The organism is Tsukamurella sp. DT100 (assembly GCF_049844855.1).
GTDB lineage: Bacteria > Actinomycetota > Actinomycetes > Mycobacteriales > Mycobacteriaceae > Tsukamurella.
In genome coordinates this window covers 98,875-115,718 of record NZ_JBNCLV010000009.1, presented here as the reverse complement: position 1 = coordinate 115,718, position 16,844 = coordinate 98,875, and the positions used below count along the sequence as shown (strand labels likewise).

Annotated in this window: 15 protein-coding genes; 7 read left to right on the top strand and 8 right to left on the bottom strand. The window is 72.9% G+C overall.

The features are described 5' to 3' along the window. Positions 1-235 precede the first annotated feature (235 nt). Positions 236-901, top strand: coding sequence for an SPFH domain-containing protein (locus tag ACLQ3K_RS20565; RefSeq protein ID WP_426001431.1), 666 nt, complete (start codon positions 236-238; stop codon positions 899-901). Here the strand turns inward: ACLQ3K_RS20565 and ACLQ3K_RS20560 are convergent. After that, complete coding sequence (locus ACLQ3K_RS20560; RefSeq protein WP_426001430.1) at positions 882-1,289, bottom strand: MarR family winged helix-turn-helix transcriptional regulator; 408 nt, start codon at positions 1,287-1,289, stop codon at positions 882-884. The two genes, ACLQ3K_RS20565 and ACLQ3K_RS20560, sit on opposite strands and share 20 nt — an antisense overlap. Positions 1,290-1,372: 83 nt before the next feature. Between ACLQ3K_RS20560 and ACLQ3K_RS20555 the strand changes: the two genes are divergently transcribed. Then, a complete protein-coding gene (locus ACLQ3K_RS20555) occupies positions 1,373-2,017 on the top strand; it encodes a maleylpyruvate isomerase family mycothiol-dependent enzyme (protein ID WP_426001339.1) in 645 nt (214 codons plus the stop codon). Between the two features lie 22 nt (positions 2,018-2,039). Here the strand turns inward: ACLQ3K_RS20555 and ACLQ3K_RS20550 are convergent, their stop codons facing one another. Genes ACLQ3K_RS20550 through ACLQ3K_RS20535 form a run of 4 tightly spaced genes read right to left on the bottom strand, consistent with a single transcriptional unit; the run spans position 2,040 to position 6,550 of the window. Further along, a complete protein-coding gene (locus ACLQ3K_RS20550; RefSeq protein WP_426001338.1) occupies positions 2,040-3,074 on the bottom strand; it encodes an Atu2307/SP_0267 family LLM class monooxygenase in 1,035 nt (344 codons plus the stop codon). A gap of 45 nt (positions 3,075-3,119) precedes the next feature. Continuing rightward, positions 3,120-4,307 (bottom strand): SfnB family sulfur acquisition oxidoreductase, encoded by a 1,188-nt coding sequence (locus tag ACLQ3K_RS20545; RefSeq protein ID WP_426001336.1) that lies wholly within the window; start codon positions 4,305-4,307, stop codon positions 3,120-3,122. Continuing rightward, a complete protein-coding gene (gene sfnG, locus ACLQ3K_RS20540; protein ID WP_426001334.1) occupies positions 4,304-5,413 on the bottom strand; it encodes a dimethylsulfone monooxygenase SfnG in 1,110 nt (369 codons plus the stop codon). The genes ACLQ3K_RS20545 and sfnG overlap by 4 nt, the downstream gene beginning before the upstream one ends. Before the next feature lie 18 nt (positions 5,414-5,431). Continuing rightward, on the bottom strand, positions 5,432-6,550 hold the full coding sequence (locus ACLQ3K_RS20535) for an LLM class flavin-dependent oxidoreductase (protein WP_224645544.1): 1,119 nt from the start codon (positions 6,548-6,550) through the stop codon (positions 5,432-5,434). 233 nt (positions 6,551-6,783) lie between these two features. Between ACLQ3K_RS20535 and car the strand changes: the two genes are divergently transcribed. Both car and ACLQ3K_RS20525 read left to right on the top strand, forming a co-directional pair. Further along, positions 6,784-10,092: a carboxylic acid reductase gene (gene car / locus ACLQ3K_RS20530; RefSeq protein WP_426001332.1), complete on the top strand. Its 3,309-nt coding sequence runs from the start codon at positions 6,784-6,786 to the stop codon at positions 10,090-10,092. Between the two features lie 177 nt (positions 10,093-10,269). Next, on the top strand, positions 10,270-10,848 hold the full coding sequence (locus ACLQ3K_RS20525; protein WP_426001331.1) for a single-stranded DNA-binding protein: 579 nt from the start codon (positions 10,270-10,272) through the stop codon (positions 10,846-10,848). 37 nt (positions 10,849-10,885) lie between these two features. On the opposite strand, the gene ACLQ3K_RS20520 is transcribed toward ACLQ3K_RS20525, so the two are convergent. Further along, a complete protein-coding gene (locus tag ACLQ3K_RS20520) occupies positions 10,886-12,091 on the bottom strand; it encodes a cation:proton antiporter (RefSeq protein WP_426001330.1) in 1,206 nt (401 codons plus the stop codon). 152 nt (positions 12,092-12,243) lie between these two features. On the opposite strand from ACLQ3K_RS20520, the gene ACLQ3K_RS20515 reads away from it, so the two are divergent. Genes ACLQ3K_RS20515 through ACLQ3K_RS20505 form a run of 3 tightly spaced genes read left to right on the top strand, consistent with a single transcriptional unit; the run spans position 12,244 to position 15,534 of the window. Then, a complete protein-coding gene (locus tag ACLQ3K_RS20515) occupies positions 12,244-13,656 on the top strand; it encodes a nitrate/nitrite transporter (protein WP_224645464.1) in 1,413 nt (470 codons plus the stop codon). Continuing rightward, a complete protein-coding gene (locus ACLQ3K_RS20510) occupies positions 13,653-14,810 on the top strand; it encodes a uroporphyrinogen-III synthase (RefSeq protein WP_426001329.1) in 1,158 nt (385 codons plus the stop codon). The genes ACLQ3K_RS20515 and ACLQ3K_RS20510 overlap by 4 nt, the downstream gene beginning before the upstream one ends. Before the next feature lies 1 nt (position 14,811). Then, entirely contained in the window at positions 14,812-15,534 is a 723-nt protein-coding gene (locus ACLQ3K_RS20505; RefSeq protein ID WP_426001327.1) for a sirohydrochlorin chelatase, read from the top strand. An 8-nt stretch (positions 15,535-15,542) separates the two neighbouring features. Here the strand turns inward: ACLQ3K_RS20505 and ACLQ3K_RS20500 are convergent, their stop codons facing one another. Together ACLQ3K_RS20500 and ACLQ3K_RS20495 are read right to left on the bottom strand one after the other, a co-directional pair. Continuing rightward, positions 15,543-16,187 (bottom strand): hypothetical protein, encoded by a 645-nt coding sequence (locus ACLQ3K_RS20500; protein WP_224645467.1) that lies wholly within the window; start codon positions 16,185-16,187, stop codon positions 15,543-15,545. 13 nt (positions 16,188-16,200) lie between these two features. Then, complete coding sequence (locus tag ACLQ3K_RS20495) at positions 16,201-16,827, bottom strand: hypothetical protein (protein ID WP_224645468.1); 627 nt, start codon at positions 16,825-16,827, stop codon at positions 16,201-16,203. Positions 16,828-16,844: the final 17 nt, after the last annotated feature.

Sequence of the window (16,844 nt, the reverse complement as noted above, 5' to 3'; positions counted from 1 at the left end):
CCGCGACCGGTTCCGCGCGTTCGATCCGGCAGAACCGACCAGTGGCACGGCCCCATCGGGGCCCAGAGGGTTCGAGTCCCTCGAACGCCGTTCCGCCGGAAGCGCGGGCGGCGGCGGCCCTGCGATGCCCCGGCCATTACCCGGGACATCCCGCCGCCGCTGCCCGCCCGGCGGGGCGGTGCCACCCACATCGAGGCCCCCGGGCCACCACGAGAGGAGATCCACCGTGTCGATCATGACCGCGATCCGCGGCCGACGCATCGTCGTGCCGGTGGGCCGCCGCGCCGTCGAGTACCGGGACGGCGCCGTCGCCCGCGTCCTCGGGCCCGGCCCTCATCGGGTCCGCCGGGCGCACACCGTCGTCCCGGTCGTCGTCGCCGAACGGCTGCTCGCCGTGGCGCCGCAGGAGGTCGTCACCGCCGAGTCCGTCCCGGTCCGGGTGTCGATGGCGCTGCGCATCCGTGTCGCCGACCCGGTCGCGTACCTCGAGCGCGCCGCCGATCCGGACGCCGTGGTCTACCTGGCCGCGCAGGTCGCGCTGCGAGAGGCGCTGGGCGGCATCGGTATCGACGACCTGGCCCGTCGCACGGCGGCCGTCGACGGCGAGGCGATCCGCTCGCGCGTCGGCGCGACCGCCGAGACCGTGGGCGTCGAGGTGCTCGCCGTCGTGGTCAAGGACGTGGTGCTGCCGGCCGAGATCCGGAGCGCCGCGGTAGGCCTGATCACCGCCAAGGCACGGGGCGCCGCCCGGCTGGAGGAGGCGCGGGCCGAGACGGCCGCGCTGCGGGCGCTCGCCAACGCCGGCCGCATGCTCGACGGCTCGCCCGCGCTGGCCCGGATCCGGATGATCGAGGCGGCGCCGCCCGGCGCGACGATCGTCCTCAGCGATACGGGTCGGTGACCTCGCGCAGCTTCAGCAGCGCGACGCGCAGGTCCCGATAGGCGGCGGCGCCGAGGTGGTCCTCCCACTCCCGTTCCACGAGGGCCACCTCGGCGTTCGCGACGTCGGCGACCCCGGCGCCGCGGGCGGACAGGCGGATGAGGCGCGCGCGGCCGTCGGCGGGATCGGGGACGCGCTCGACGTATCCGGCGCGCTCGAGCTGATCGACCAGGAAGCCCGCGGTCTGCTTGGTGACCTGCGCCTGTTCGGCGAGGTCGGTGAGGCGGGTGCCCTCGGGACCGATGCGCTGACCGATGCGTGCCTGCGCGAGCGTGATGTCGGTGTAGCCGGCCTCCCTGGCCGCGGTCATGGCGCGCGTCTCCATGGCCCGATAGGCGACGAACAGCATGACGCCAGTTCCGATCTCCACCCTTGCGATGGTACAAGAGACTGACTAATATTGGTCAGGGAATTTGACCAATGGAGGTCGTCATGGACGAGCAGCAGGCGTGGCGGGTGATCGCGGAACAGCGCATGGCGGTCGCGGAGCTCCTCGACGGGCTGACCGCGGAGCAGTGGGCCGCGCCGTCGCTGTGCGCGGGGTGGACGGTGACCGACGTCGCCGGCCACCTCGCGGCGGTGCTCCGCCCGGCGCCCGCGGGGGCGGTGGTCTCGGCGGCCGTCCGTGCCCGCGGCAGGCTGCACGGCATGATCGACCTGCTCTCCCGGGAGGCCGCCGCCGAGTACGGCACCCGCTCGGCCGTCATGCTGCGGGAGGAGGCGGGCGTCACCGCGCTGCCGCGCCTGACCAACTGGCGGAACATCCTGTTCGACACGCAGATCCACGCCCAGGACATCGCCCGCCCGCTCGGGCTGCACCTGCCGATGGACACCGCCGCCGCGGCCCAGGGGGCGGAGCGGATCTGGCGGGTCGGCTACCTGTTCGGCGCGCGGAAGCGGTTCGCGGGCGTGCGTTTCGAGGCCGTCGACGCGGACTGGTCCGCGGGCGACGGCCCCGTCGCGCGCGGTCCGATCGCCGACCTGCTGCTCGTGCTGTCGGGTCGACCCGCCGGCCTGTCCGGGCTCGACGGCGCCGGCGCGCCCCTCGCCGCGGCCGGGCTCGGCGTCCTGCCGTGATTCGCGCCAGCTGTGGACGGGCTCAGTCGCTGAGCATGTCCTTGACCAGGGGGACGACCTTCTCGCCGTAGAGGGTGATCGACCGCATCAGATCGGCGTGGGTCACGGGCTGGTCGTACTTGAGGTCGAACCGGTCGACGCCGAGCGTGCGGACCGTCGCCGCGATCCGGCGCGCGACCGTCTCCGGCGACCCTACGTACAGCGAACCGGTCTCGACCTCGCGCTCGAAATCGCCCAGCGCGGGCGGCGGCCAGCCCCGCTCGGCGACCATGCGCTGCCGCATCCGCAGCCAGCCGTCGTGGACGAGCGCGCGGGCCTGCTCGTCGGTCTCCGCGATCAGGCCGGGCGAGTGGACGGCGATCGGCTGCGGCGACCCGCCGAACTCGTTCTCGGCCCGCCGGAACAGGTCGGTGTACGCCGCGAAGCGATCCGCCGGGCCGCCGATGATCGCCAGGAAGAGGCCGAAGCCGTACCGCGCGGTGCGGACGACGGACTCGGGGCTGCCGCCGACGCCCACCCAGGCGCGGATGCCGTCCGCGGTGGTGGGGAAGACGCGTTGCTCGGACAGGGCCGCGCGCGTGGTGCCCGACCAGGTGACCGGCTCCTCGGTGAGCAGCGCCGCAAGGAGTTCCAGCTTCTCCTCGAACAGCACCTCGTAGTCCTGCAGGTCGTAGCCGAACAGGGGGAAGGACTCGGTGAACGAGCCCCGCCCGGCGACGATCTCGGCCCGGCCGTTCGAGACGGCGTCCAGGGTCGCGAAGCGCTCGAAGACGCGCACCGGATCGTCGGAACTCAGCACGGTCACCGTGGAACCGAGGCGGATGGACTCGGTGCGCGCCGCGATCGCCGCGAGCACCATCTCCGGGCTCGAGACGGCGAAGTCCGCGCGGTGGTGCTCGCCGACGCCGAAGAAGTCGAGGCCCGCGCCGTCCGCGGCGACGGCCTCCTCGACGAGGTCGCGGATCACCTGGGGATGGGGCAGCGGCTCACCCTGCGCGTCCTTCGTGACGCCGCCGAACGTGTCCACGCCGAACTCGGGAATCTTCATGTCAGTCATAGTACCGGTATAAACGGACTAGGGTCCGAATTTGTTTCCGGTGGGTCAGACGACGCCGTGCAGCGGCGGCCGCTCCTCGTTCAGGGTGAATCGGCCGAGGTGGAGGACCTTGTATCGCACCGGGTCGTGCAGGGTGTGGGTGCGCGCGTCCCGCCAGTACCGATCGAGCCCCGTGTCGCCGCCGGCGCTCCGGGTGCCGGACACCTCGAACAGGGCCGACGGCACCTCGGTCGCCGCGCGGTCCGCGAGCACCTTCGCGGTGGCGACGGCCAGGGAGGCCTCGGCCGCGGTGTCGGAACCGGGGGTGGCGAACGCAGCGTCCACCGCCTGCCCGGCGACGGCGAGCGCCGCCTCCGCGGCGCGGACCGTCACCGTCAGCTCGCCGAAGCGCTGGATCACGAGCGGATCGTCCTGCGCCCGGTCGACGGCGGCCTCGAACCAGGGACGGGACTTGGTGCGGACGAAGTCGGCCGCGGCGTCGAGCGCTCCCCGCGCGATCCCGGCGTCGATGGCGACGTGCAACAGCTGCGCGAACGCGCCGTAGCCGGTGGGCTCGGACACCGCGGGGGAGCGGGTGACGACGGCGTCGAGCGGCACGACCACGTCGTCGAAGCGGACGGTGCCGCTGCCGGTGGTGCGCTGGCCCAGGCCGTTCCAATCGTCGGCGATGGCGATGCCGGGGGTGTCCGCCGGGACGAACGCGATGACCTGCTCGCCCGATTCCGCGTCCCGGGCGAGCACCGCGAGGAGGTGTGCGTAGGGCGAACCCGTGCAGTAGAACTTCTCACCGTCGAGGTGTGCGCCGTCGGGGGTGCGGGTGAGCGTGGTGGCCACGTCAGCGACGGTCCGCCCGCCCCGTTCCGATTGCGCGTTGGCGATCCGGGCCCCGTCGAGCACCTGGTCGAAGATCTTGCGCTGCAGCTCCTCCGGCCCCGCAAGCCGCAGGGCCGTGAGGTACACGTAGTGGCTGTGCGGGATCTGCGCGAGTGAGCCGTCGGCGGTCGCGAGGGTGCGGAAGACCTCGGCGATCACGGACGGCGGCAGGTCGGGCCCGCCGAAGCGGGCGGGCACCGTCAGTGCGAACAGCCCGGCGTCGGAGAGGTATTCGACCTCGGCGTGCGGCAGGCGCCGCTCCCGGTCGCGTTCGGCGGCACCGTCGGCGAACCGCTCCGCGAGTTCCCGCGCCGCCTCGACGGCGGCCTCGGCGGAGTCGATCGCGGACGCGAGGGTCACACCAGTGCCCCGGCGCGGCTCGCCTCGATCTCGCGGACCAGCGGCAGCACCTTCTCGCCGAAGTACTCGATCTCCTCCTGGAAGTGCAGGAAGCCGCCGAGGATCAGGTCGACGCCGAGCTCCTTGTACGCGACGATCCGCTCCGCGACCTGCTCCGGCGTGCCGATGAGCTGCGTGCGGAAGCCGTCGTTGTACTGGACCAGGTCCTCGAAGCTGGAGTCCGCCCACATGCCGCGGCCGTCCGAGGTCGACTTGCCGGCCTGCTGCACGGCGTCGCGGAAACCCTCGACGGCGGGCTTGTTGGCCTTCTCCACGATCTCGCGCAGGGTGTCCCGCGCCTCCTTCTCGGTGTCGCGGGCGATGATGAAGCCGTTGAGGCCGAACTTCACCTCGCGCTGCGCCTCCCGGGCGATGCGGCGCAGGTCGTCGAGCTGATCGGTGACGCCGTCGAAGTCCTTGCCGTTGGAGAAGTACCAGTCGGCGTACTTGCCGCCGTTGACGCGCGCGGCGGAGGAGTTGCCGCCCTGGAACAGCTCCGGGTTGGGGCGCTCCGCCGTGTTGAGCGGCTTCGGCTTCAGCGTGAAGTCGCGGATCCGGTAGAAGTCGCCGCCGAAATCGACGTTGTCCTCGGTCCAGATCTTGCGGATCACCTCGAGGAACTCCGCGCTGCGGCGGTAGCGCTCGTCGTGCTCGAACCAGGGCTCGCCGAGCGCCTTGAACTCACCCGCGAACCAGCCGGAGACCACGTTGATCGCGAAGCGCCCGTTCGACAGGTGGTCGGCGGTGGCGCCGAACTTCGCGAGGACCGCGGGGTGCCACAGACCGGGGTGCACGGCCGCGATCACCTTGAGCTTCTCGGTCGCGCCGAGAAGGGCCAGGCTGAACGACGTCGACTCGTGCTGGTACTCGGCGCCGTAACTGGCCATGTACCGCACCTGCGAGAGGGCGTACTCGAAGCCCACGCGCTCGGCCGTCTGCGCCAGCTTCTTGTTGTACTCGAAGTCCCAGCTGGTGCGCTGCTCGATGTCGCTGGTCACCAGGCCGCCCGAGACGTTCGGCACCCAGTAGGCGAACTTGATCTCGTCGGCGATCTTCTCGGTCGTCATCCGTGCGGTCCTTCGCGGCTAGGAGGTGGGGGAGAGGTCGGGCAGGAAGGCGCCGCGCACGGGCTCCGACGGTGCGTCGGAGGCGCCGAGTAGGCCGCGCGCCGCGAGGCGGGGGCGCACGCCCTCGCCGAAGTGGTAGGCCTCCTCCAGGTGCGGGTACCCGGAGAGGATGAAGTGGTCGAGACCCAGCGCCGCGTACTCGGCGATGAGGTCGGCCACCTCGTCGTGGGAGCCGACGAGCGCCGTGCCCGCGCCGCCGCGGACCAGGCCGACGCCGGTCCACAGGCCCGGGTAGACCTGGAGCGAGCGGGCGTCCGCGGCCTCGTCGAAGGCCGCGCCGCCGCCGTGCAGTTCGCGCATGAGGCGCTGCCCCTCGGACTCGCTCCGGGCCAGGTTGGCCTGCGCGGCGCGCACCGCCGCGGGGTCGAGGTTGCCCAGCAGCCGGTTGGCCTCGGCCCACGCCTCTTCGCTGGTGTCGCGCGAGATCACGTGCAGGCGGATGCCGTAGGTCAGTTCGCGGCCCTGCTCCGCGGCGAGGCCGCGGATCCAGTCCAGCTTCTTCTTCACCTGCGCGGGCGGCTCGCCCCAGGTGAGGTAGGTGTCGGCGTGCTTCGCGGCCACGTCGCCCGCGGCGGGCGAGCTGCCGCCGAAGAAGATCGGCGGGGCCGGATCGGGCCGGCGGGCGAGGAGCGCGTTCTCCGCGGAGACGTACTTCCCGGCGACGTTCACCGGCTCGGACGAGGTCCACAGCTGCTTGGTGATGTCGAGGAACTCGCCGCACCGGGCGTAGCGCTCGTCCTTGCTGAGCGTGTCGCCGAAGGCGCGCTGCTCGGACGACTCGCCGCCGGTCACCACGTTGAGCAGGACCCGGCCGCCGGACTGCCACTGCAGGGTGCTCGCCATCTGCGCCGAGAGGAGAGGGCTGACCAGGCCCGGGCGCAGTGCGACCAGGAACTTGAGCTTCTCCGTGGACTCGGTGAGGAGCGCGGCGGTCAGCCAGGAGTCCTCGCACCACAGGCCGGTGGGGATGAGCACGGCCTCGAACTCGTTCGCCTCGGCGGCGAGGGCCAGTTGCTTGAGGTAGTGCAGGTTCGCGGGGCGATCTCCGCTCATGCCACTGCCGTGCCCACCCGCCATGAGGTTCCGCGAGTCGCCGTACGTGGGCAGGAACCAGTGCAGGTGGAGAGGGGTGCGCGAGCTCACGTCGGCCTTCCGTCGGGGGAGCGGGGATACGAAGCGCCAGTCCATCACCGCGCGGACGCGGCGGCCAGGTTTCGACTCGTGATGCGTCGAACGTGCACACCTACCGGTCAGTAGCTAAGCTAGGGAAAGAGTTAGTTAGAGTTCCGTAGTGAAATGAGGTGTGTTGGATGTCGATCGAGACGATGCACGGCGGTGACCCCGCCACCAGCGGCGCTGCGGCGGCCGCCCCGGCCGGTGAGCAGGCCGAGCGGCTTCCCCAGGTGATCGCCCGGATCTTCGCCCGGTACGCGGACCGTCCGGCCTTCGCGACCCGCGCGGGCGGACCCCGCGCGCCCTACGCGAGCGTGACCTACGGCGCGATCTGGCGCCGGGTCACGGCGCTGGCGGCGGCCTGGCAGGGCGAGCTGGCCGCGGGGGACTTCGTCGCGATCCTGGGCTTCACCAGCGCGGACTTCGTGACGGTCGACCTGGCGACCACCCTGCTCGGTGCACCGAACGTGCCGCTGCAGGCCGGCGCCCCGGCCGCCCGGATCGCCGCCATCCTGGACGAGACCCGGCCGACGATCTTCGCCGTCAGCGCCGACCAGGTGGGTCTCGCGGAGCAGGCCCTCGCCGAGTCCTCCGCGACGCCCCGCGTCGTCGTCTTCGACGGCGAGCACGCCGGCTACGAGGGCATCGAGGCCGACGTCCTCGCGGGCGAGGCCCTGCCCGCGCCCGAGTTCTTCGCGCCCGAGCCGGGCACGGACCCCCTCGTGACGCTGATCTACACCTCGGGCAGCACGGGCACCCCGAAGGGCGCGATGTACACCGAGCAGCTGGTCTCCGACGCCTGGCTCAAGGTGGACAGCATCGTCGACATCGACCTGCCGTCCGAATCGCTGCTGCACTTCCTGCCCATGAGTCACATGTACGGCCGCAACTGGCTGATCGCCGGCCTGGCCTCCGGCGGCACCGGCTACTTCGCCGGCGCGTCCGACATGTCGACCCTGTTCGACGACCTCGCCGCCGCGCGCCCCACCGCGATCGGCCTCGTCCCCCGCGTGTGCGAGCTGATCCATCAGCGCTTCCTCGCCGTCGAGGCCGAGACCGACACCGAGACCGCGCGCGTCGAGCTGCGGGACCGGGTCCTCGGCGGACGCCTGCAGGCCGCCATGTGCGGCAGCGCCGCGCTGTCGGCGGAGCTGCAGGCATTCATGGAATGGCTGCTGGGTATCGACATCCAGATCGGCTACGGCTCCACCGAGGCCGGCGGCGTCATCCGCGACGGCGTGGTGGTCCGCCCGCCGGTCACCGAGTACAAGCTCATCGACGTGCCCGAGCTCGGCTACTTCGTCACCGACTCCCCGCACCCGCGCGGCGAGCTCCTGGTGAAGTCGACCCAGCTGATTCCGGGGTACTACAACTCCGACAAGCGGATCCGCGACGACGAGGGCTTCTACCGCACCGGCGACGTCATGGCCGAGCTCGCGCCCGACCACCTCGAATACGTCGACCGCCGCAGCAACGTGATCAAGCTGGCGCAGGGCGAGTTCGTGCCGATCGCGCAGCTCGAGGCCACGTACGCCGCCGGCCCCGACGTGCACCAGATCTTCCTGTACGGCACCAGTGAGCGCTCCTATCTGCTCGCCGTCGTGGTCCCCGCTCCCGGCCCGGACGGCGAGACCGACGCCGACGCCCGCACGCGGGTGCTCGACGGCCTCGCGGCGATCGCCCGTGAGAAGGACCTGGCCGCGTACGAGCTTCCCCGCGACGTGATCGTCGAGCGCGAGCCCTTCTCCCAGGAGAACGGACTGCGCTCGGGCATCGGCAAACTCGTCCGGCCCGCCCTGACCGCCCGCTACGGCGCGGAGTTGACCGCGCTGTACGACGCCGCCGAGGAACGCCGCCGCGAGGGTCTGCGCGACCTGGACGCCGGCGGCTCCGTGGCGGAGACCGTCGTGCGGGCGGCGGCCCTGACCCTCGGCGTGCTGCCCGAGGAGCTGGACGAGGACACCCGCTTCCTCGACCTGGGCGGCGACTCGCTGTCCGCGCTGTCGCTCGCGACGACGCTCGAAGGGGTCTACGACCTGCCCGTGCCGGTGCAGGCGATCGTCGGCCCCACCGCGACGCTGCGCGGCGTGATCGCCCACATCGAGGAGGTCCGGGCGGGCGGCGTGCAGGCGCCCACCGCCGCGTCGATCCACGGTCCGGACGCCGAGGTCGCCCACGCCTCCGACCTGCGGCTCGACCGCTTCATCGACCCCGCGCTGCTGGCGGCCGCCCCGTCGCTGCCCGCGCCGCACGGCGAGCCCGCGACGGTGCTGCTCACCGGCGGGACCGGATACCTCGGCCGATTCCTCCTGCTCGAATGGCTGCGCCGGGTCGCCCCGCACGACGGGACGGTCGTCGCGCTGGTCCGCGCCGCGGACGCCGACGACGCGCGCCGACGCCTCGCCGTTGCGATCGGGACGTCGGATCCCGCGCTGACCGCGGAGTTCGAGGCGCTCGCGGAGCGTCACCTGGAGGTCGTCGTCGGCGACTTCGGCGCGCCGTCGCTGGGGCTCGACGCCGCGACCTGGGACGCGCTCAGCGGCCGCGTGGACCACGTGGTGCACTGCGGCGCGATGGTCAACCACGTGCTGCCCTACGACCAGCTGTTCGGCCCGAACGTCGTCGGGACCGCGGAGATCGCCCGGCTGGCGCTCACCGTGCGCCGCAAATCGATCGACTACGTCTCGACGGTGGCGGTGGTCCCGCAGGACGACGGCCGCCTGCTCGTGGAGGACGACGACGTCCGCGTCGCGGGTGCCGAGCGGCGGATCGGTGCCGAGGCGTATGCGAACGGGTACGCGGTGAGCAAGTGGGCGGGCGAGGTGCTGCTCCGCGAGGCCGCGGACCTCGCGGGCCTGCCGGTGCGGGTCTTCCGCTCGAACATGATCCTGGCGCACAGCCGATTCCGCGGCCAGTACAACCCCGTGGACCAGTTCACGCGGCTGCTGCTGAGCATCGCCGAGACCGGCCTTGCGCCCGCCTCGTTCTCCGCCGACCCGAACGGGCCGCGGGCACACTACGACGGCCTGCCGGTCGACTTCACCGCGGAGGCGATCACCCGCCTCGGCGCCGCGGGGCGTACCGGATTCCGCACGTTCCACGTGCTCAACGTCGCCGAGGGCGGCGCGGGGCTCGACGACTTCGTCGACTGGATCGCCGAGGACCGGCCGATCGAACGGATCGCGGACTACGACGAGTGGCTCGCGCGGTTCGAGGCGGCGCTGCGAGCCCTGCCCACGGAGGACCGCCACCGGTCGGTGCTCCCGCTGCTGCACTCCTTCGCCCGGCCGGCCGACGCCGGCGCGGGGACCGCGCTGACCGCCGACCGGTTCCGGGAGGCCGTGCATTCCGAGAACGTCGGTGGGGGTGACCTTCCGCGCCTCGATCACGCACTGATCGAGCGGTACCTCGACGGCTTCGTCGCGGCGGGCTGGCTGGCCCGGTGACCTGCCACGGCGGTGCGACGTGGACGCCGCGAAAACGCCCTTCATCCACAACTAAGCGTACGTAACGTTTTTCCTCCACAGGGCCCGCCTCGGACGCCGTCCGGGGCGGGCCCTGCGCGCGACACTCGTCGACGACGGCCGGGATCCGCCGGCCGCGGAATCGACGAGGAGGCGACCATGCCCGGGGTGCTTGTTTTCGCAGCGGGGAACGTCACGAACGACCTGACCTACCGGGAGTCGGCCCGCGATCAGCGGCACGACTTCCTGAGCTTCACGATGGCGGCCAACAACGGCTACCTGGACGACAACGGCGAGTGGAAGCAGACCAGCACGGTCTGGCTCAACGTCAAGGCCTTCGGCGCGCTGGCCCGCAACGCGCGCGCCGTGATCGCGAAGGGGCGGCCGGTCATCGTGCACGGTGAGCTCAAGCACGAGACCTTCGACGGCGCGGACGGCCAGCGGCACAGCTCGCTGGACCTCAAGGCCGACGCGATCGGGCTCAACCTGCGGATGTGCGCGAGCCAGTACGTGGGCACGGGGGAGCGGTACCGCGAGGTCGCCCCGCCGCCGCTCGAGACGGTCGGCGCGGATCCGGCGGCCGCGACGGCGTCGGAAGCGCCGGGCGCGGACGGCGATCCCGGCGGTGCGACGGCCGGCCCGGGGCGTGACGGACTGGTCGTCGTGCAGGGCTTCGCGGAGGACGGCGAGGCGGCGGGGCGCGAGCCGGCCGCGGTGGGCGGGGCGCCGGACTTCTAGCGCCCGGCCGCGCGCTGTCACGCGCCGCCGCGGGCGGTCACGCCCGGCCGCGGGCGCGTCGGTCGTGGCCGGCGATCGCCACCGGGACGCCGACCGTGTGCAGCACGACGCTGCCCAGCACGACGAGAACGGCGAGGGTGAGCGTGAGGTCGGCGACCGGGCCGTCGGGCAGCGTGTTGAAGGCGATGAGCGCGAAGACGATCGTGGACGTACCGCGAGGGCGGAGCCACCCCAGCTGGAGCACCTGCTTCCGCGGCAGCCCGCTACCGGTCATCGCGACGGCGATCGGGAGGACGCGGAGCACGGTCAGCGCCGCCGCGACGAAGACGAACGTCCGCCAGTCGACACCGTCGAACAGCCCGACCACGGCGACGGACCCGAAGACGAACCACATCGCGGCGGCGAGGAGGAAGCCGACGTCGTCGGTGAGTCCGACGTCGTCGGACGTCTCGGTGCCGCGGCGCAGTCGGTAGACGATGCCGCAGACGAACGCGGCGACGAAGCCGTTGCCGCCGAGGCCCACCGCCGCGGCGTACGTCAGGAGCGGGGTGGCGGCGATCGCGAGCCGCCGCCCGCTCTCGGAGGCGAGCCCGGCCCGCTCGGTGTACTGCACGCCCGCCGCGATCGCCGCGCCCAGCGCCGCGCCGACCGCCAGCGCGATCGCGGCCTGCGGGGCGGCGGCCAGCAGCGCGGGGGCCGGGTCGTCATCGCCGTGGCCCGGGCCGGCCCAGTACAGCGCGAACAGGAACACGGGGGTCACCAGGCCGTCCGTGTATCCCGATTCGACGGTCAGTACGTCGCGGACCCGAGCGGGCACGTGTCGATCGCGCAGCAGCGAGGGCGCCGAGGCGAAATCGATCGGGGCGATGACGCACGCGACCAGCAGCAGCACCGACCAACCGAGATGGGGGAGCAGCAGCCAGCCGACGACAACGGACAGCGCCAGTCCGACGGGGATGCCGATCAGCAGCGATCGCAGGACGAGGCGCGGGTGGCGGCCGAGGAGCGATCCGCGCACATGCGTGGCGTCCACGAACAGCAGCACCGCGAGGATGATCTCGGCGGCCCGCTGCGCCGCCCCGGTGTTCAGCGCTTCGGCGATCGCGCCGTGCGCGCCGATGCCCACGGCGCCCCCGGCGATGACCATGACCAGCGGCGCGGAGACGCCCCACCGATCCATGCGCCCGGAGAGCAGGCACCAGAGCAGGAACGTCGCGGCTGCGATCAGGGTCGCCGGAATCACGCCGCGATTATTCCGTACGCGGTTCCTCACATCGCGTGGTGCGGTGGCGTGAGGTCGAGTTCACGGGGCGGACACCGCGGGAACCGGCGCCGCAACATCGCCTGCCTACCTTCGACGCCAGAGAGATCGTCGACGCACCGGGAGGTCTGGACATGAGCCGATCACACACGATCACGGACTGGGATCCGGAGAACCGGCAGCAGTGGGAGTCGGGAGGGGAGAAGGTCGCGAAGCGCAACCTCCTCTGGTCCGTCATCGCTGAGCACGTGGGCTTCTCCGTCTGGTCCCTGTGGTCCGTCATGGTCCTGTTCATGCCGCAGGACGTCTACGGCCTGAGCACGGCCGACAAGTTCCTCATCGGCGCCACCGCCACCCTGGTCGGCTCCTGCCTGCGGATCCCGTACACCCTGGCCACGGCTCGTTTCGGCGGGCGCAACTGGACGATCTTCAGCGCCTTCGTCCTCGCGGTCCCGGTGATCGCCACGATGGTGATCCTCGCCAACCCGGGGCAGCCGCTGTGGGTGTACCTCGCGTGCGCCGCGCTCACCGGATTCGGCGGCGGCAACTTCGCCTCGTCGATGACCAACATCAACGCCTTCTTCCCGCAGCGGCTCAAGGGCTGGGCCCTCGGGCTCAACGCGGGCGGCGGCAACATCGGCGTCCCGGCGGTGCAGCTCGTGGGGCTCCTCGTCATCGCGACCTTCGGCAACCGCGAGCCCTACTGGGTGTGCGCCGTCTACCTGGTGCTGCTGGCCGTGGCCGGCATCGGTGCCGCGTTGTTCATGGACAACCTGCAGGTCCCGACGGTCGACACCGCGGCGATGCGGGCCGCCACGAAGGATCGCGACACCTGGATCGTCTCCCTGCTGTACATCGGCACCTTCGGCTCCTTCATCGGCTTCTCCTTCGCCTTCGGACAGGTGCTGCAGGCGACGTTCCGGGCCGGCGGCGAGACGGCCGCGCAGGCCTCGCTGCACGCCGCACAGATCGCCTTCCTCGGTCCGCTGCTGGGCTCGATCTCGCGGGTGTACGGCGGCAAGCTCGCCGACCGGCTCGGCGGCGGCCGGGTGACCCTGTACGTCTTCGCCGGGATGATCGCCGCCGGCGGTGTGCTCATCGCGGCGGCCACGACCGCGGGTTCCGGCGCCCCGTCCGGCGCGGTGCTGGGCGCGTACGTCCTCGGTTTCATCGCCCTGTTCCTGCTCAGCGGACTGGGCAACGGCTCCGTGTACAAGATGATCCCGTCGATCTTCGAGGCCAAGGCCCGCTCGCTCGACGCCGACGAGGCGACGCGGACGCACTACTCCCGCGCGATGTCCGGCGCCGTGATCGGCATCGCCGGCGCGATCGGCGGCCTCGGCGGCGTCGGGATCAACCTGGTCCTGCGCGCCTCGTACCAGTCCTCGGGCACCGCGACCATCGCGTTCTGGGTGTTCGGCGCCTTCTACGTCCTCGCCGCGGTGGTCACCTGGAAGGTGTACGTGCGTACGCCCGCGCCGCGCGGGCATGGGACGCTGGAGCACACGTCGCGCGACGATGCCCTCACCGTCGCCGACACCCGATGACCGTCCCACTGAAGGAGCCCGATCCGATGACCGAGGCGCCGGCCCGCCCCCTTCTCGGATTCACCGTGGCCATCACGGCCGCGCGCCGCGCCGACGAGCTGGCCACCCTGCTCGAGCGGCGCGGCGCCGCCGTGCTCGCGGCTCCCGCGATCGCGATGGTCCCGCTGTCCGACGACGACCGGCTGCGCGCCGCGACCGAGAATCTGCTCGAATCCCCGCCCGACCTGTTGGTCGCGACCACCGGCATCGGCTTCCGCGGCTGGCTCGAGGCCGCCGAGGGCTGGGGGCTCGCGGAGCGGCTGATCGCGGCGCTCGGCGCCGGCCGGGTCATCTCCCGGGGGCCGAAGGCGACGGGCGCGCTGCGGGCCGCGGGGCTGCGCGAGGAGTGGTCGCCGGAGTCGGAGTCCTCCGCCGAGGTGCTCAGCCACCTCTCCGGCACCGACCTCACCGGTCAGCGCGTCGCGGTCCAGCTGCACGGCGCCACGGACAAGTGGGACCCGAACCCCGGCCTGCTCGACGGGCTGCGCGCGCTCGGCGCGGAGATCGTCGAGGTGCCCGTCTACCGCTGGGAGCGGCCCGCCGACCTGACCGGCCTCGACCGGATCGTCGAGGCGATCGCCACGTCCGCCGTCGACGCCGTCACCTTCACGTCCGCGCCCGCCGTCGCCTCGGTCCTCGAGCGCGCCGCCGAGCTCGGGCTCGACGGGGCCGTCAGCGGCGCGCTGACCGGCCCGGTCGTGCCGTACTGCGTGGGCCCGGTCACCGCGACGCCGCTCGACCGACTCGGGATCGCCTCCGTCACCCCCGAACGCATGCGCCTCGGTGCCCTGGCCCGGCTGGTCGAACAGGACCTGCCCGCGCGCCGCCCCGACCTCCCGGTCGCGGGCCACCGCCTCGGCCTGCGCGCCCGGGGCGCGGTCGTCGACGGCGAGGAGCGCGAGCTGACGCCCACCTCGATCGTCCTGCTGCGCATGCTCTCCCGCGAGCCCGGCGCCGTCGTCTCCCGCGAGGACCTCCTCGCCGCGCTCGGTGGCGACGATCCGCACGCCGTCGAGGCCGCCGTCGGGCGGCTGCGATCGGGCCTGGGCCACAAGGAGATCGTGGCGACCGTGGTCAAGCGGGGCTACCGCCTCGCGATCGATGAGGAGCACTGACATGGGAACCCTCCTGGTGGCGCACGGCACCCGCAGCGAGCACGGCGTCGCGATGGTCGGCGACCTCGCCGCGGCGATGTCCGCGCGACTGGCGGAGACGGTCCGCGTGGCGTTCGTCGACGTCCTCGGACCGACGCCCTCGGAGGTCCTGACCGCGCTCGACCACGAGCCCACCGTGGTCGTGCCCGCCTTCCTGTCCAGCGGCTTCCACGTGCGCCACGACCTGCCCCGTGAGGTCGCCGAGTCCGGCCACCGCGCCGCCACGGTGACGCCCGCACTCGGCCCGTCTCCGGAGCTCGCCCGCGCGATGCTCGGGCGGCTGCTGGAGTCGGGGTGGCAGCGCGGCGACGCGGTCGTCATGGCCGCCGCCGGCACGCGGGACGTGCACGCGCAGGGAGAGTTACGGCGGACGGCCGCCGCCCTGTCGGCGTTGGTGGGGAGCCGGGTGTCCATCGCCTTCGCCGCGCCCAGCCAGCAGAGCGAGGGCTACCCCTCGGTCCCCGAGGTCGTCGCCCGCGTCCGGTCCAACGGTGCCCCGTCGGTGGCGGTCGCGTCGTATCTGTTGGCGGAGGGGCTGTTCCAGCAGCGCCTGCGCGACTCCGGCGCCGACGTGGTCGCCGAACCGCTGGGCCTGCACCCGTCGGTCGTGCGCCTCGCCTGCCTGCGTCGCAGCCACGCCGGACTGGCCGCGTCGAAGGGCGTGGACGCCGTCGTCGGGCGCTGACCTCGGGGTCAGAACAGGTTCTGCACGACGAAGATCGCGCCCCACAGCAGCGCGCTGATCACCGCGAGCGCGCCGGCGACCAGGGCGATCAGCGTCGATGCGGAGACCCGCCGCGGCCGTCCGGCGGCGCGGGACACCTCCGCGGTGGAGTCCTGCGGGGCGGCATCGGGTGCCGGCGCGAGGGCCTCCGCGAGCGCCCGGGCGAAATCGCCTGCGGACTGGAATCGGAACGCCGGGTCGCGCGAGGTCGCCCGCGTGAGCGCGGCCTCGAGACCCGGGCCCAGATCGGGCCGCGCGCGGCGAGCGTTGGCGATGCCGAAGGAGTTCGGCGCGGTCCCGGTGAGGAGCGTGTACGCGGTGCTGGCCAGCGAGAACACCTCGGACCGCGCATCGGGCGGGGAGCCCGCGAAGATCTCCGGTGCGGCATGCGCGCCGGTGTCGGGGGAGCCGCCGAGGGAGGCCGGGTCGGCGAGGGCGATGCGGCCGTCCGCAGGCGCGATGATCGCCGCGGGGCTGATCCGGCCGTGCGGGTGTCCCTCGGCCAGCAGGCGGTCCACCTCGGCCGCCGCCTCCGCGACGGCGCGGGCGACCCGGTCGGCGGGCAGCGGTCCGGTCGCGCGGACCAGGGTCGCGAAGTCGTCGCCGTCGGTCATCCGATGCCCCGGTTCAGGATCCGCTGAGGAACAGGGCCATGAAGCCCGCCGCGGCCAGGACGACCAGCAGGAGGAAGACGATCGGCAGCGCGGCCTCGGGTATCTCGAACGGGCGGCTCGGGGCCGGCGGCTCCGGGGGTGCGGGGACGTCGACGACCAACTGGGGCTCCGGCAGGGGCGCCGGGGACCGCACCGGTATCGCTGACGCGTGCACGGGCTGCTCGAGAGCCTCCGCCAGCGCCTCGGCGAACGCGGTCGCCGTCGCGAACCTCAGCTCCGGCGTCCGAGCGGTCGCCTGGAGCAGGACGCCGTCGACACCGGGTCCGAGATCGGGCCGATCCCGGCGCACCGTCGCGAACCCGTACGGATTCGGCGGGTGGCCCGTCAGCAGCGTGTACGTGGTGCTCCCGAGGGAGTACACCTCGGACTGGCCGGTGATGAGTCCGGTGTCGTGGATCTCCGGCGCCGCGTACAACAGCGCCTCGTCGCTGTCCGGGACGTCGATCAGTCGCGGGGTGCCCGCGGAATCGACGGACAGGGCGGTCGGGCTGATCCGCCCGTGCGGTGCACCGGCGCGGCCGCGGTCGTCGATGACGGGCGCGATCGAGCCGATGAGGAATCCGACGTCGGCGGCCGCCATGGGACTCCGGTCGTGCA